Below are 13,994 nucleotides of genomic sequence, written 5' to 3'. Positions count from 1 at the left end.
TCCGATGGTGACCACTTAGTTCTCCCGGATCGTCGAACGCGGATCGAGGACGGCCAGCAGCACGTCCACCGTCAGATTCACCAGCAGGACCCCGATGCCGTAGACGAGCACGATGCCCTGCACCAGCGGATAGTCCTTCTGCAGGATCGACTGCGCGATGGTGGAACCGAGACCGGGCCAGGCGAACACGTTCTCCACCAGCACCGTCCCGGCGACCATCCCGGTCAGCATCAGCCCGCCCATGGTCAGCGTCGCGGTCAGCGCGTTCGGCAGCGCGTGCCGCAGGTAGACCAGCCGCGCGGGTAGCCGTTTGGCCCGCGCGGTGCGGATGAAGTCGTGGCCCAGCACGGAAAGCGTCTCCACCCGGACGATGCGGGAGAGCACCGAGGCCGGACCGAGCGCCAGCGCGATCACCGGGAGCACGAGCGAACCCGCCCCGTCGCTCCCGGCCACCGGGAACCAGCCGAGCCGGACCGCGAAGAACGCGACCAGCGCGACCGCGAGCAGGAACTCCGGGATGGCCGCGAGCAGCACGGTCGTCGAGGTGAACGCCAGCTCACTGCCACGCCGCCGTCCGCCGCGGGTCAGCACGGCGAACAGGAGGCCCAGTGGGATCGCCACCGCGATCACCACCGCGAAAGCGGGCAAGGCCAGCTGGAGGGTGGCGGGCAGCCGGTCGCCGATCACCTCGGAGACCGGCTGCCCGCTCGTCATCGACGTCCCGAAGTCACCGGTGACCACTCCGCCGAGGTAGTGGACGTACTGCAGCCACAGCGGATCGTCGAGGCCGAGTGCCGCCCGTCGCGCGTTCACCAGCTCGACCGGCGCGGTCAGCCCGAGCGCCGCCCGGACCGGGTCGCCGGGGATCAGCTGGATCATCAGGAACGCCGTGGTGATCAAGACCCACAGCGAGACCACGAACCGGCCGAGGCGACGCATGGCGAACGACAGCCAGGGACTGCCGCGCAACCCGGACGGGGCGACCGCGACCGCCATCAGCCGTACATCCGGATCGACGACGGCTCGACCGAGCCGAAACTGACCTTGAACCGCGCGTTGCTGCCGAAGGTCGGGATGACCGAGTTGACGTAGGGCACGACGTCCAGTCGCTCGATGAGCGCCGTCTCCGCGGCAAGCCAGGTCGCGCAGCCCGAATCACCCGGCATCCGCGCCGCCTGTGCGGCCTGTGCCGTGTACCGCTCGTTCTCGATATGCGCGAAGTTCGTGCCGGCCGGCGGTTTCGGCCCCGAGACGAACGGGACGGCCTGGCTCGGCAGCAACAGGGTCACCGGCGCGAGCGAGATGTCCCACTCACCGGTGTTGAACAGCACCTGGCTGGTCCCCGGGCTGTCGAGGCCCTTGAGCGTGACCTCCGCGCCGGCGGCCTTCCACGACTGCTGCATCAGTTCGGCGGAGGGCGCCATCGTCGGCCCCACCTGGGTGCCGTAGATGGCGGTCAGCGCGAGCCGCTTGCCGTCCTTCACCCGCACGCCGTCCGCTCCCGGCTTCCAGCCCGCCGCGTCGAGACCCGCCTTGGCGGCGGCGACGTCGAACGCGGGAAGCTTCCCGCTCACCGCGTCGCCGGTGCACGCCCTGGGTTCGGTGGTGACCATTCCCTGGCTGGGCGCCCCGGAACCACCGGTGAGCACCTTGCCGATCTGGGGCAGGTCGAGTGCCTGCACCAGCGCGCGGCGCACGGCGAGATCGGCTCCCGGGCGACCGGGCCCCTGGTTGAAGAACATCTCGCCCATCGGCACGACCTGTTCGCCGTGATACAGCTTCTGGGCGCGGAGACGCTGCTGGTCCTGACCGGTGATCCTGGCGCTGTTGAGTTCACCGGACAGCAGCAGGTTCGCGGCCGTCGTGGTGTTCTGGATGACCCGGAAGACCACCTTCTCCGGCAGCCCCGGCTGCTCACGCTGCCACTCCCCCGGTCCCCACGCGTAGTCCTTCCGCCGGGTGAGGGTGTAGTGGTCGTTCGGCACGATTTCGGTCATGGTGTACATGCCGGTGCCGTATTTCCCCTTGGCCAGCGCCTGCCGATCGGTGACACCCTTGCCGCAGACGATCGGCAGCCCGCCCACGTTGCGCAGCAGGAACGCGTCCGGTGCCCCGCTGGTGACGGTGACCTTCCGGGCCGCGTCGTCCGCGGTCGCCTTGGTACCCGGCGCGATCGCGAGTCCGGCCATCGGGGACTTGTTCGCGGGGTCGCCGATGAAGCCGATGTTCGCCGCCACATCGCTCGCGGTCAGCGGCGTGCCGTCGTCACAGGTGATCCCGCCGCGCAGGGTGAAGGAGGCGGTAGTCGTGCTGGCCTCCCATTTCTCGGCGAGCCCCGCGATCGGTTTTCCGGTCTCGTCGAGGTTGATCAGGCTGTCGTAGAGATAGCGGCCGATGTCCAGCGCGACCGAGAGCACGGTCATCGCCGGGTCCAGAGCTCCAGGGTCGGTACCGATCGCCATGGTGAAGGTCTTTCCTTCGACCGGTTTCTGGTTCGCGGTCCGGTCCTGTCCGGATTGCGACGTCCCCCCGCACGCGCTCACGGTCAAGGCCACCACGCTCGTGATCGCGGCGGTGAGCCGGGCTTTCTTCATGCGGTTCTCCTACTGGGTCACGCTCTACGCGCGGAGGTGGGCGACGGCGAGGCGGGCGGCCTCGCCGATGGCGGAATCGACCGCGGGCAGGCGGTCGGCGAGGGATTCGGCGCGGGTGAACACCGCGACGGCGTACCGGCGACCGTCCACATCGGTCACCACACCCGCTTCGTTGCGGACGGCGGGCAGCGTCCCGGTTTTCGCCGCGATCGTCACCCCGGCCGGGAACCCGGACGAGATCCGATGCGGCCAGATCTGCTGGGCCATGATCGCCCGCACGCGTTCGCAGGCGGCCGGGTCGCCCGCGCGGTCGGTCCAGATGGCGTCGAGCAGCGTGGTGATCTCGCGCGCGGTCGACGCCGTGGTGCGTTCCGGATCGAGCACCGAAAGCTTCCAGAGCTGTTCCGGCGTCGCCGCGGCGAAGACGGCTTCCAGATCGTCGTCCGGTTTCGCGCCGAGGTCGGCGATCACCGAGGCGAAGAGGTCCTCGCAGCAGCCGATCAGCCGGGTCCTGGTGAGTCCGAGGTCGGTCAGGACCCGGTCCACCGCTTCCTGCCCGACCCGGTGGTAGACGACGTCGGTCGCGGCGTTGTCGCTCATCGTCAACATGAAATGCGCGAGGTCGCGCCAGCTCATCTCGACGTCGTCCGCACAGCCGGCGGTGCCGATCCCGCCGATCCGGTACCGCGCGGTGACGCGGGTCCGCTCGGTATCGTCGAGCCGTCCGGCGGCCACCTCACGGGCGAAGGCGACCGCCACCGGGATCTTGAACACGGACGCGAGCACGACCGGATCGTCGGCGCCGACGCCGACTTCGGGACCATCGGGGACGCCGACCTCGCGCGCGTGCACGAATCCGCGCGCCCCCGCGTTCGCGAAGACGGCCTCGATCTCGGCGCCGATTCCGGTCACCGGCTCACCCGCCGGTCCGCCCGTCCGGTGTGGACGTACAGCGCCCGTCCGTTGCCGTCGTCGCCGACGAAGGCGTGCGGGAGGTGCAGGCCGAGCTCACCGTGCTCGGCGACCAGGGTGTCGCCCTGGTAGCCCAGCAGCCGGTTCTTCTCCGGCCCGGAACCGAGGTCGGCGAACACGCCCTTCGGCGTCCGTTCCAGCCACAGGCCACCGTCCTCGTCCTGGCTCACGACGATGTCCGCGACCTGCGACGAGTACTCGCCCACATAGCGCGACGGATCCGCCGGGGCCTCCGCGGCGTTGGGCTCCGGCAGCGGCGGGACCTCGACGCCCGCCAGCTCGCCCAGCACCTTCCCGAAGACGTCCCGGTAGAGGTGCAGCGGTTTGCCGCCGTTGGTCAGCAGCGCCACCGCGACATTGCTGCCCGGCACCACCCGGAGGAACGCGGACTGGCCGATGGTGCCGCCGTCGTGGCCGATCACGGGGCCGCCGTCCCAGTCGAAGATCATCCAGCCGAGCCCCCACGCGCCGCCCATCAGGCCGAGGTAGGGCAGTTCGACCTGGCGTTCCCACATGGCGCGCGCGGTTTCCGGCTTGAGCACCTGGGTGCCGTCGTCGGCACGGCCCTCGTTGAGGTGCATGCGCACGAAGGTCAGCAGGTCGCGCGGGCGCATCGCGAGATGCGAACCCGCCGGGACGTTCGACCGTGTCAGTGCCCAGACGGGTGCGGCCACCGGCTCCTCGTCCGGCGACGGCTGGACGTGGCCGATCGCGGCGCGATACCGGATCGCGTCGTACGGTCCGGCCGCGGCGTGGGTCAAGCCGAGCGGGACGAACAGGTGGTCACGCAGGCAGTCGTCGTAGGACTTGCCGCGCAGGACCTCGACGATCCTGCCGAGCACGCAGTACCCGGCGTTGTTGTAGGAGAACATCTCCCCCGGCGGGAACAACTGGGGCACGTCGGAGAGCGTGGCCACGAGCTTGGCGACGCAGTCGTCGCCCTGCCCGGTGTCGGTGAAGATGTCGCCCTCGAAGCCGGAGGTGTGGCAGGTCAGCTGTCGTACGGTGATCCGCGACGCCGCGTCGTCGTCCGCGAGGGTGAACTCGGGAAGGTAGTCACGGACCGGCTTGTCGAGATCCAGCCTGCCCTCGTCGACGAGCTGCATCGCCAGGGTGGTCGTCCACACCTTGGTGATCGATCCGATCTGGAAGACGGAGTCCACTGTGGACTCGACCCCGATGTTCTTGTTCAGCACACCTGCCGCGTGGTCGATCACCTCTCCGCCCGCGAAGACCGCGACGGCCGCGCCGGGCACCTGATGCTTCTCCAACAGGGCGGAAAAGTTCTCCGCGAGCCAGGTCTCGATTTCGGAAAGTTTCGACATGCGCACCTCTTGTCCGTGGAAAGGGCGGTCCGGCGGTTCCCGGAATGCTAGGACGGTGACAGGCGTCACCGGTTCGTGCGGAACGACGAGAGCGACGGGAAAATTCATCCGGGCGGACGAATCATTCGCTCCCGGCCTCGGGAAGCCTGAGCCATTCGACGGCCTGCGCGGCGGCGAACCCGATGAACGCGTCCCGCTCCGGCACCCTCGACCGCCCGTCGACCGCTTCGGTGAAAATCCCTACCGCGTAACGGCCGCCATCCGGGTACTCGACCACGCCGACCTCGTTGCGCACCGAGGGCAGGGTCCCGGTCTTGCCGCTGACGCGGATCCCGTCGTCCGGGAACCCGGACCGCAGCCGGTGCGGCCACACCTGGAGTTCCATCCAGCGCCGGACGTCCGCGCACGCGACCGGCGCGGCCGCCTCGTCCCGCCAGATCAGCGCGAGCAGCCGGGTGATCTCTTCGGCGGTCGTGGCGCAGGTGTGCTCCGGGCGCAGGGCGCGCAACGCGGCGATCCGCTCCATCGGGAGATCCGCCAGCAGCCTTTCGTCGTCCTCGTAGGAGATCCCGAGATCCTCCCCGATACCGCCGAGCACCTCCCCGCAGTCCTGCGGCACGGTGGTCTGCTCGAAACCGAGTCGCCGCAACGACTTTTCCGTCGATTCCTTCCCGACCCGGTCGAGGATCAGGTCGGTCGCGACGTTGTCGCTGATCCCGATCATCAGGATCGCGAGGTCGTACCACGACATCGTGATCTCGTGCCGGAAGGTGGCCAGGCCGTACGGGCTCGGAGTCGGATGCCCCGGCGGGACGGCGATCCGCTCACCGAGGTCGAGCCCGCCCTCGGCGGCCTGCCTCGCCAGCTCCAGGGCGATCGGGACCTTGAAGACCGACGCCGTCACGACGGGGGTGTGCTCATCGACGCCGATCCGCCGGGTGCCGTCGACTTCGGCCGCGTGCAGCCGGACTCGGACACCGACCTCCTTCGCGCGGTCGTTGATCGTTTCGATGACTTCGGACGCGGTGGGCATGGGGCTCCTGTCTACTTTGGAGGGAGAGGGCCACGTTGGGGTTCGGTACAGGTGGTCGTGAGTGGCGATTCGGGTTAGAACCCGAATCGCCACTCACGACGCCGAGCTGGGACTCGCCGGTGCGAACGAGAACTGCCCCGGGTTCTGCGGCACCCAGAACGCCATCACGGCGGTGAGGAAGGTGGTGCCGATGAGGAAACCGAACGCGGCGGTGTAGGAGAAGGTGTCGGCGAGCCAGCCCATCGCCACCGGCGCGACCGCGCCTGCCACCTGGCCGCCGAAGTTCATCACTCCCATGCCGATCCCGGTGACCGCGGTGGGGAGCACCCGCAGCGGTAGGCCGAAGACGGCCATCGTCGCCATGCCGAAGACGGCGAGGGCGAGCGTCTCGTAGACGGTGAACTCCGCCGTGCTGTCCGCGTTCACCATCAAGGTCAGCAGCACCACGGTCACCAGCGCGATCGAACCGAGGTACCAGCGGCCGTGATCGTGGAAGTACCGGTCGAACAGCCAGCCGCCGAGGATGGTCGTCCCGATGCTGACCAGCATCGGGATCGCGGCCAGAACCCCGGTCTGACTCAGCGACAGACCCCTCGACTCCAGCAGGTAGCTGGGCACCCAGGTGATCATCCCGTAGTTGAGCATGTTGGTGACGCAGAACAGCAGGGTGAACTTCCAGATCACCGGCGACTTCAGCACCTGTTTGCGGGATACCTCGGGGGTTTTCACCTCGTCGCGCGGAAGGCTGCTCAGTGCCTCGGGCAGTGCCTTGGGCAGCATCGTCCACACGATCACCCCGATGATCGCGCCGATCCCCGCCATCCAGAAGAACGTGTGCCGCCAGCCGATCGCCATCAGCAGCGGGCCGACGATCAGCGGCGCCAGCCCGGCGCCGATCCCGCCGGCGGACAACATCACGCCGGTCACCGTCGCGCGGTTGCCGGGGGTGGTCCGTTCGGCGATCGCCTTGAACGAGGCCGCCGGGAAAAGCCCTTGGCACACACCGAAAAGGCCGCGGACGACGAGCAGCATGCCGAAGGTGCCCGCCATCCCGGTCATCGCGGTGAACGCCGACCAGAGCAGCAGCGTGACCAGCATCGGCCCCCGCGAGCCGTACCGGTCGGCGAGGAATCCCGCCGGGATCTGGCAGACCATGTAGACGAGCGCGAACACGGTGACGAGCCAGCCCTGTTCGGTCTTGCTGAGCTCGAATTCGGCGCCGATCATCGGCAGCGCCATCCCGATCGAGAAGCGGTCGATGTAGTCGACCGCCCAGGCGAACACCATCACCACCATGGTGATGAGCGCCGTCCGGTTGATCCGCCGCGCTGTCCAGGTGTCCTCGTTGACCACTGCCGTCATGGCGCCTCCGCGGGAAACTTTGGGAGAGAAGGAGAACGGCGCGAGCGTGGCGCCGATCACTCATTCTGAAACGCGTCCGGCGGGCGGAGTTCGTGCGATCACACGAACATCGGCCGTCGTTTCGGGGCGGTCAGACCAACGTCAGTCTTCGATGCCGGGCGGCCCGGTCCTCGCGTCGTGGGGCAGCAGCCGCAGTTGCAGCATCGCGGCGAACCGCTCCCCCGCGTCGTCGAGGTCGATCTCGCCGACTTCGGCGAGCCGGCGTAACCGGTAGCGGAAGGTGTTCGGATGGACGTAGGCCGAGGCGGACGCGGCGCCGATGTCCCCGAAGGCGTCCAGCCAGCAACGCAGGGTGTGCACCAGTTGTGACTGGTGCTGGGCGTCGTAGGCGAGCAGGCGCGCGACAGGTCCTGTCGCGACGTCTCCCCTGGCCGCGGCGAGGTCGGCCAGATCCAGCATGAGCGCGTCGACGTGGACGTCGTCGGCGGTCGCGACGCGTTTGGCTCCACCGTTGCTCAGCAGCACGCGCAACGCCCGGTCGGCGCCGTCACGGGAGGCGTGGAGTCCGGAGGCGTCGAGCGCGAGCGGCCCGATGCCGATCGCGGCCGCCGCGCGGCGTCCGGTGCGTTCCAGGAACGTCGAGGCGACCCGCACCGAACGTTCCTGACAGTCGGAGTGGCCGCCGGGCATCGGCACGATGCCGTAGGCGACGTCGCCGACGAGCGCGACGGCCGAGCGGGGCTGGACGGCGCTCAGGTGCATGGCCAGTGCGTCGGCGACCCGCTGGCGGTCCGCGACCAGACGGAGATCGTCCTCGAGCGCGGGCGAACCGAGCAGGCCCATGGCGAGCACGATCGACGGCTGGCCGAGCAAGCCCAGCCGGGCGATGGCCTCCGGAGCCCCGGCGCCGCCTTCGAGTGCCGTGCTCACCAGATCCGCGCGCAGCCGCCGTTCGACGTCGGCACCCGCGCGCAGCCGGAGCATGTGCAACGCGACGAGCTTCGCGGCGTCGATCAGCGCCTGGGTCCGCTCGTCACTGAGCGGTTCCCGCACCGCCGCCCAGATCGACCCGAGCACCTCGTCACCCGCGCGGACGGCGAGCGCCACGCGGGGGATCACGATCTCGTGGGCGTCATAGCGTTCCGGGTCGACGTACACGGGCGCCTGGTCGCGGTACAGCTTCTCGAAGATGCCGTCCCGTTCCAGGTTGCGGGCGAACCGCTCCGGCACCTGCCTGCCGAGGATCGTTTCCACCCGGGACGGGTCCGCCTCGTCCTGGCGTCCGGAGAAGGCGAGGATCCGGTTGTTGCGATCCTCGATGGTCACCGGCGCGTCGATGAGCGCGGCGATCGCGTTGGCCAGTGCGAACAGATCGCCCGACGGCATTCCGCCGAGCGTCTGCGGCGATACCTCGCCGACGTCCTCTTCGGCGAGCAAGGTCCTGAGCATGGCGGCGAGCTGGGCCCAGGACGCGCCGCGCGCCAGCCCGAGCAGGGCGACGCCGGACGACTCCGCGGCACGCCGGAGTTCCGGCGCCGGGGTGACGGGAGACCGGACGACGAGCGCCGCCGCACCCCTCGCACCCACGTCGTGCAAAAGGCGGACGACCTCGTCCTGCTCCCGCACCCCGACGCCGAGCACGACGGCTCCGCCAGGGATGTCGGATTCGTCGTGCGGATCGTGGATGACCACCCCGCCGAGGTGCCTGCGGGTGGTCCGGCCGACCGCGACCGGCTCCAGGAGCACGTCCCCGAGGTCTTCGAGGACGCGCCCCAAACTCGTATGCGGCTTGCTGGGCACCGGTGTCAGCACCCCCCGAAGTTAAACCCGGTCTCGCCGAACCGATTGGTCCGAGCCGACCAAATCTAACCCCGGAATTCGTAGAACGCTACGAACCGATCCACGCTTTCTCCACGGTGACCTCGTCCAGCAGCTCAGGAATCGGAGTCACGCCGAGGCCGGGACCGGTCGGCACCGGCAGCTGCCCGGCCTCGAGCACGAACGGCTCGGTGATGTCGGTGCGGTAGAACCGGCCGGACGCCGAGGTGTCACCCGGCAGCGTGAAGCCGGGCAGCGAGGCCAGCGCGACGTTGGCCGCCCGCCCGAGGCCGGTCTCGATCATCCCGCCGCACCACACCGCGATCCCGTGCGCCGCGCACACGTCGTGCACACGGCGGGCTTCGAGGTAGCCGCCGACGCGGCCCGGTTTGATGTTGACGATCTGGCAGGCGCCGAGCTTGATCGCGTCCGCCGCCGCCCTGGCGGAGACGATCGACTCGTCGAGACAGATCGGGGTCCGGATGCGTTTCGCCAGCTCGGCGTGGCCGAGCACGTCCTCTTCTTCGAGCGGCTGCTCGATCAGCAGCAGGTCGAACGGGTCGAGCCGGGCGAGCAGGGGCGCGTCGCCCAGGGTGTACGCGGTGTTCGCGTCGACCTGCAGCAGCACGTCGTCACCGAAGCGTTCCCGCACCCGGCAGACCGGTTCGACGTCCCAGCCGGGTTCGATCTTGAGCTTGATCCGGACGTAGCCCTCGTCGAGGTAGCCGCCGACGACGTCGAGCAGCTGCGGGATCGAGTCCATGATCCCGACCGAGACCCCACAGGCCACGGAGTCGCGAGTGGACCCCAGTTCGGCCGCGAACGACCGGTCGTGCGCACGGAGTTCGGCGTCGAGGACCGCCATCTCCAGCGCCCCCTTCGCCATCCGGTGGCCCTTGAACTTCGCCAACAGGGGCGTCACCTTGTACGCGGTCACGTCCTCGGCCGCCAGCAAAGCCGGGATCAAGTGATTGCGCAGCACGTGCTCGGCGGCGTCGTTGTACTCCGACGAGTAAAGCGGCGCCTCCATCGCCACACATTCGCCCCAGCCCTCGCCCGCCGGGGTCACCGCGCGGACGAGCAGCAGTTCCCGTTCGGCCTGCGTTCCGAACGACGTCCGGAACGGGGCCACGAGCGGCATCCGGACCCGGCGTAGTTCCACACCGCTGAGTTTCACGACTGCTCCTTCGAGATCACGTACCAGCCGGCACGATCGAAACCGGCGACCTCGGCGTTGTCCGCCATCAGTCCACCGAGGACTTCGCGCAGGGCGACACGCCACGCGTTGCCGCGACCGGGATCGGTGCGGCGCAACCGTTCGATATCGGACGGGACGGCGACGAGGACGGTCGGCGCGTCGATGGAGCCGATGCTCGGACCGCCGTCGGAGCCGACCGACAGTGCCTTCGTCGCTCCCAGCGCTTCCGCGTCGATCAGGACCGGCTCACCGAAAGTGGCGGCGCGGACCGCCGGGCTCGCCAGCTCCCAGCCGACCATCAACCGGTCGGTGTCGCCCGAACCGTTGATGCTGTCCTCCATCGGACCGTAGAAGTCGGGCAGGTACCCGATCGGACGCGCGCCGAGCTTCCCCAGGTTGAAGTAGGCGTTGCGCCGCACCAGCGGGTCGAAGGTCCAGGTGATCACCGAGACGTCCTGGAGCAGCGCCCAGCCGCGCTGGTGCAGTTTGAGCGCGTGCCCGATCCCCCGGCCGGCGCCCGCCTTGGCGACTCCGGCGATGTGGCTGTGCAGACTCGCCTTCCCGGGATTCCCGAAGAAACCGAAACAGGCCCCCAGCAGTTCGCCGTGTTCGAAAGCGCCCGCGACGTAGTTCCCGGCCGAGGACATCGCCCGCAGCAACTCCGTGCTCACCGGCCGGGCGCCGGGCGCGGTCTGCCAGATCGACTCGAAGAGACCGACCACCGCGGCCAGATCGGCGATTTCGGTGAGTTCGCGGATTTCGACGCCCGAAGCCGCGGCCGCGGCCCGCGCGGCCGCGACGGCTTCGTCGCGCACCTCCCGGGTGACCAGGCTTTCCGCGTTCGTCGCAAGATTCGTCACGGGACGATCCTTTCCCGGCTCGGCGATGGAGTCACCGTCGTGCCGTACCAGATTCACCCGCGGGATTCGTCGCACCGGACGGACCCCGCTTCGCGAGCACGTTTTCCACGAGCGCGGCCAGCAAAGCGGTGCGCCGCGGCAGCTCCGTGACGACGACGTGTTCGTGATCCGCGTGTGCCCCGCCGCCGACGGCGCCGAGGCCGTCCAAGGTGGGGACGCCCATCCCCGCGGTGTAATTGCCGTCCGAGGCGCCGCCGACCGACGCGGAATTCAGTTCCCCGAGACCGAGATCGTCCGCCAGTTCCCGTGCCAGCGCGAACAAGCCCGCCGACGAGCCCGCTTCGAGCGGCGGCCGGTTGATCCCGCCGGTCACCCCGACCACGGCGTTCTCCAGTACCGGACGGAGGTCCCGCATGGCCCTGTCGACGCGGAGTTGCTCGGCCTCGTTCCACACGCGGACGTCGACGGCCACACTCGCGGCGGCGGGAACGGTGTTGACGGTCGTTCCCGCCGAGACGACGGTGGGTGTCACGCTGGTCCCCGATCCGGCATCGGCGAGGGCGGCCACCGCGAGGATCTGGTGGGAGATCTCGATTCCCGCGTTGACCCCCTTCTCCGGTTCGAGCCCGGCGTGCGCGGCCCGGCCCGTCACCTCGACCCGATAGTGGGAAACGCCTTTGCGGCGGCATTTCAACGCGCCGCCGTCGGCCGAAGCCTCCAGCACGAACGCCGCGTCGCAACCCGCCGCGGTCTCCTCGATCAGCGCGCGGGACGACGGCGAGCCGATCTCCTCGTCGCCCGTGACCAGAATGGACAGTCCGTCGCGGTCGGGCACGATCGCGGCGGCGTGCAGCGCCATCACCACGCCCGCCTTCATGTCGAAGCATCCGGGGCCGCGCAATACACCGTCCCGGATGGAAAACGGATGCGTCTCCAGCGAACCGTGCGGCCACACCGTGTCGTGATGACCGAGCAAGAGGACCCGGGTCGGCCCGTCGCCGAAACGCCAGCGCAGATGGGTGACGCCGTCCACGACGATCCACTCCGGTTCCGCGCCGAGTAGCCGTCGGCCCAGTCCGGCCACCACCTCGGCGCTGCGGGCCACCGCCTCGTGATCCGAGGACGGCGACTCGCAGCGGACCAGGGTTTCGATGTCGGCGAGCAGGTCGCTCATCGCGGCTCACCGCGCAGCGGCTTGCCGGGGAAGGCGTCCGTGCGCAGGTTCCCGTCGGTGACGACCGGGACCCCCGAGACGAACAGGTGCCGGACGCCGACCGACGGCCTGGTCGAGTCGAAGTAGGTCGCCGCGTCGGTGACGGTGTTCGGGTCGATCACGACGATGTCCGCGTCGGCGCCCACGTCGAGCCTGCCCTTGGTCAGTGCTCCGGGGGCGACCTCGTCGAGCACGCGCGCCGGCAGATAGGAGCAGCGCCGGAACGCCTCCAGCCAGGTCCAGGCCTTGCTTTCCCGCACCATCAAACGCAGCGTCTTCGCGTACGTCCCGGACGTGCGCGGATGCGTCGCGCCACCGGGCGGCAACGGCCATTCGGTGCTCTCGCTGGTTCCGTTCTTCCAGTACACGGGCAGCGCGTCGCTGGCGACGATGGCGTCGGGGAACGCGAGCGCCTGACGCAGCAGGTCGAGGTCGTGCACGCTGCTCTCGTCGAGGAACTCGAGGATGCACGGCGCGCCAGGGTCTTCGGCGCGAACCTGGAGCAGGCGGCCCTCGTCGGCGATGCGCTCCCCCGACTCCAGCATGATCACGCTGGACGGGGACAGACCCTTCATCTTCAACCGTTCGGGCGAGAGGAACGCCGCACCGATCCCGGTGCTGCCCGCCCCGTACGGATAGGCCTCGACGGTCACCCGCGAGCCGGCCGCACGGCCCGCTTCGAGCGCCGCGAGCACGCGTTCGATCTGGTGGCCGGACGTGCTGTTCACGTGACAGTGGTGCATCGCGGCCCCGGTCTCGGCCGCGACGATCGCGATCTCCGCCGAACCGTCGATGGGCGTCGCCGGGTTCACCTCGACCAGTTCACGGACGTGGGTGTACGTCGGTGCGCCCGCCTCCTTGGCCAGGCGGGCCAGCGCGAGGAACTCGGCGGGGTCGGTGTCGGGCGCGTAACCGAGGAGCACGCCGACGCCGAGCGCGCCCGCGGCCAGCTCACCGTCCACAAGGGACAGCCAGGCCGCCAGTTCCTTCGGTGACGAAGTCCGTTGCCAGGCCGGGTTTCCGAGCACCGCCAGCCCGCTGTCGATATTCGCGTCCGGTTCGATCCCGGCCAGTACCTGCGCCCGCGCCGCACCCCAGGACGCGGAGAACCCGTAGTGCAGCGGACGTCCCGCCGCGGCGGCCTCGGCGTAGGCCCGCTCGATCGGCATCAGCCCGGCTTCGAGGTCGAGCGCGGTCGTCACGCCGTCCATCGCCTGGAGCCGCTGGCCCGCGATGGTGTGCACGTGGCTGTGCAGGTCGATGAAACCCGGTCCGACGACGAGCCCGGTGACGTCGATCTCCGTGTCGCCCGCTTCCGAAGGCAGGCCCTGCCCCACGGCGGTGACCACCCCGTCCGTCACCAGCACGTCCGCCGTGCCGTCGAAGCCCGTCGCCGGGTCGATGACACGACCGCCACGCAAGACTGTCCGCATGCTTCGCCTCCTAGGATCGCCTCTTCATGGCGACCCTAGGAGGTTTCGGCGGACGTCCGTTCGTACCGCGCGACGAATCCGGCCCCCTCGGTCCATCCGCCCGCACGAACCCCGACGAGTGATCCCTGCGCTGTGAGGCGGACGGTATTCCAGGCGGCACCGAGCGGTCGGTGGCCCAGGGTGCGC

The 13,994-nt window shown here is 69.7% G+C and carries 11 protein-coding genes; all 11 read right to left on the bottom strand.

Annotated features, from left to right (window positions below):
• Positions 1 to 15: 15 nt before the first annotated feature.
• Complete coding sequence (locus DL991_RS09075; protein ID WP_125782907.1) at positions 16 to 996, bottom strand: ABC transporter permease; 981 nt, start codon at positions 994 to 996, stop codon at positions 16 to 18.
• The gene (locus DL991_RS09070; protein WP_125782905.1) at positions 996 to 2,594 is read right to left on the bottom strand and encodes an ABC transporter substrate-binding protein; all 1,599 of its coding nucleotides are present in this window, start codon (positions 2,592 to 2,594) and stop codon (positions 996 to 998) included. The genes DL991_RS09075 and DL991_RS09070 overlap by 1 nt, the downstream gene beginning before the upstream one ends.
• A gap of 24 nt (positions 2,595 to 2,618) precedes the next feature.
• On the bottom strand, positions 2,619 to 3,506 hold the full coding sequence (locus tag DL991_RS09065; protein ID WP_125782903.1) for a serine hydrolase: 888 nt from the start codon (positions 3,504 to 3,506) through the stop codon (positions 2,619 to 2,621).
• Positions 3,503 to 4,891 carry a serine hydrolase gene (locus DL991_RS09060; protein ID WP_125782901.1) on the bottom strand — a complete coding sequence of 463 codons (1,389 nt, stop codon included), beginning with the start codon at positions 4,889 to 4,891 and terminating at the stop codon, positions 3,503 to 3,505. The genes DL991_RS09065 and DL991_RS09060 overlap by 4 nt, the downstream gene beginning before the upstream one ends.
• Positions 4,892 to 5,012: 121 nt before the next feature.
• Entirely contained in the window at positions 5,013 to 5,924 is a 912-nt protein-coding gene (locus DL991_RS09055) for a serine hydrolase (RefSeq protein WP_125782899.1), read from the bottom strand.
• A gap of 93 nt (positions 5,925 to 6,017) precedes the next feature.
• Complete coding sequence (locus tag DL991_RS09050; RefSeq protein WP_125782897.1) at positions 6,018 to 7,286, bottom strand: MFS transporter; 1,269 nt, start codon at positions 7,284 to 7,286, stop codon at positions 6,018 to 6,020.
• A 141-nt stretch (positions 7,287 to 7,427) separates the two neighbouring features.
• Positions 7,428 to 9,098: a CdaR family transcriptional regulator gene (locus DL991_RS09045; protein WP_125782895.1), complete on the bottom strand. Its 1,671-nt coding sequence runs from the start codon at positions 9,096 to 9,098 to the stop codon at positions 7,428 to 7,430.
• A gap of 76 nt (positions 9,099 to 9,174) precedes the next feature.
• On the bottom strand, positions 9,175 to 10,281 hold the full coding sequence (menC, locus tag DL991_RS09040) for an o-succinylbenzoate synthase (protein WP_125782893.1): 1,107 nt from the start codon (positions 10,279 to 10,281) through the stop codon (positions 9,175 to 9,177).
• Positions 10,278 to 11,162, bottom strand: a complete 885-nt coding sequence (locus DL991_RS09035) for a GNAT family N-acetyltransferase (protein ID WP_125782891.1) — start codon at positions 11,160 to 11,162, stop codon at positions 10,278 to 10,280. The genes menC and DL991_RS09035 overlap by 4 nt, the downstream gene beginning before the upstream one ends.
• Positions 11,163 to 11,193: 31 nt before the next feature.
• Positions 11,194 to 12,336: a M20 family metallopeptidase gene (locus DL991_RS09030; protein WP_125782889.1), complete on the bottom strand. Its 1,143-nt coding sequence runs from the start codon at positions 12,334 to 12,336 to the stop codon at positions 11,194 to 11,196.
• A complete protein-coding gene (locus tag DL991_RS09025) occupies positions 12,333 to 13,808 on the bottom strand; it encodes an amidohydrolase family protein (protein WP_125782887.1) in 1,476 nt (491 codons plus the stop codon). Before DL991_RS09025 ends, DL991_RS09030 begins: the two co-directional genes overlap by 4 nt.
• Positions 13,809 to 13,994 lie beyond the last annotated feature (186 nt).

The sequence above is a fragment of the Amycolatopsis sp. WAC 01375 genome, assembly GCF_003947325.1.
Classification (GTDB): domain Bacteria; phylum Actinomycetota; class Actinomycetes; order Mycobacteriales; family Pseudonocardiaceae; genus Amycolatopsis.
The sequence above is the reverse complement of the archived record's forward strand: the minus strand, read 5'-3'. Positions and strand labels throughout refer to the sequence as shown.

What these genes read in the sequence shown, in the direction of transcription:
- DL991_RS09025 (WP_125782887.1), bottom strand. Translation starts at nt 13,808, where the DNA reads ATGCGGACAGTCTTGCGTGGCGGTCGTGTCATCGACCCGGCGACGGGC.
- DL991_RS09050 (WP_125782897.1), bottom strand. Translation starts at nt 7,286, where the DNA reads ATGACGGCAGTGGTCAACGAGGACACCTGGACAGCGCGGCGGATCAAC.
- DL991_RS09030 (WP_125782889.1), bottom strand. Translation starts at nt 12,336, where the DNA reads ATGAGCGACCTGCTCGCCGACATCGAAACCCTGGTCCGCTGCGAGTCG.
- DL991_RS09055 (WP_125782899.1), bottom strand. Translation starts at nt 5,924, where the DNA reads ATGCCCACCGCGTCCGAAGTCATCGAAACGATCAACGACCGCGCGAAG.
- DL991_RS09075 (WP_125782907.1), bottom strand. Translation starts at nt 996, where the DNA reads ATGGCGGTCGCGGTCGCCCCGTCCGGGTTGCGCGGCAGTCCCTGGCTG.
- DL991_RS09060 (WP_125782901.1), bottom strand. Translation starts at nt 4,891, where the DNA reads ATGTCGAAACTTTCCGAAATCGAGACCTGGCTCGCGGAGAACTTTTCC.
- DL991_RS09070 (WP_125782905.1), bottom strand. Translation starts at nt 2,594, where the DNA reads ATGAAGAAAGCCCGGCTCACCGCCGCGATCACGAGCGTGGTGGCCTTG.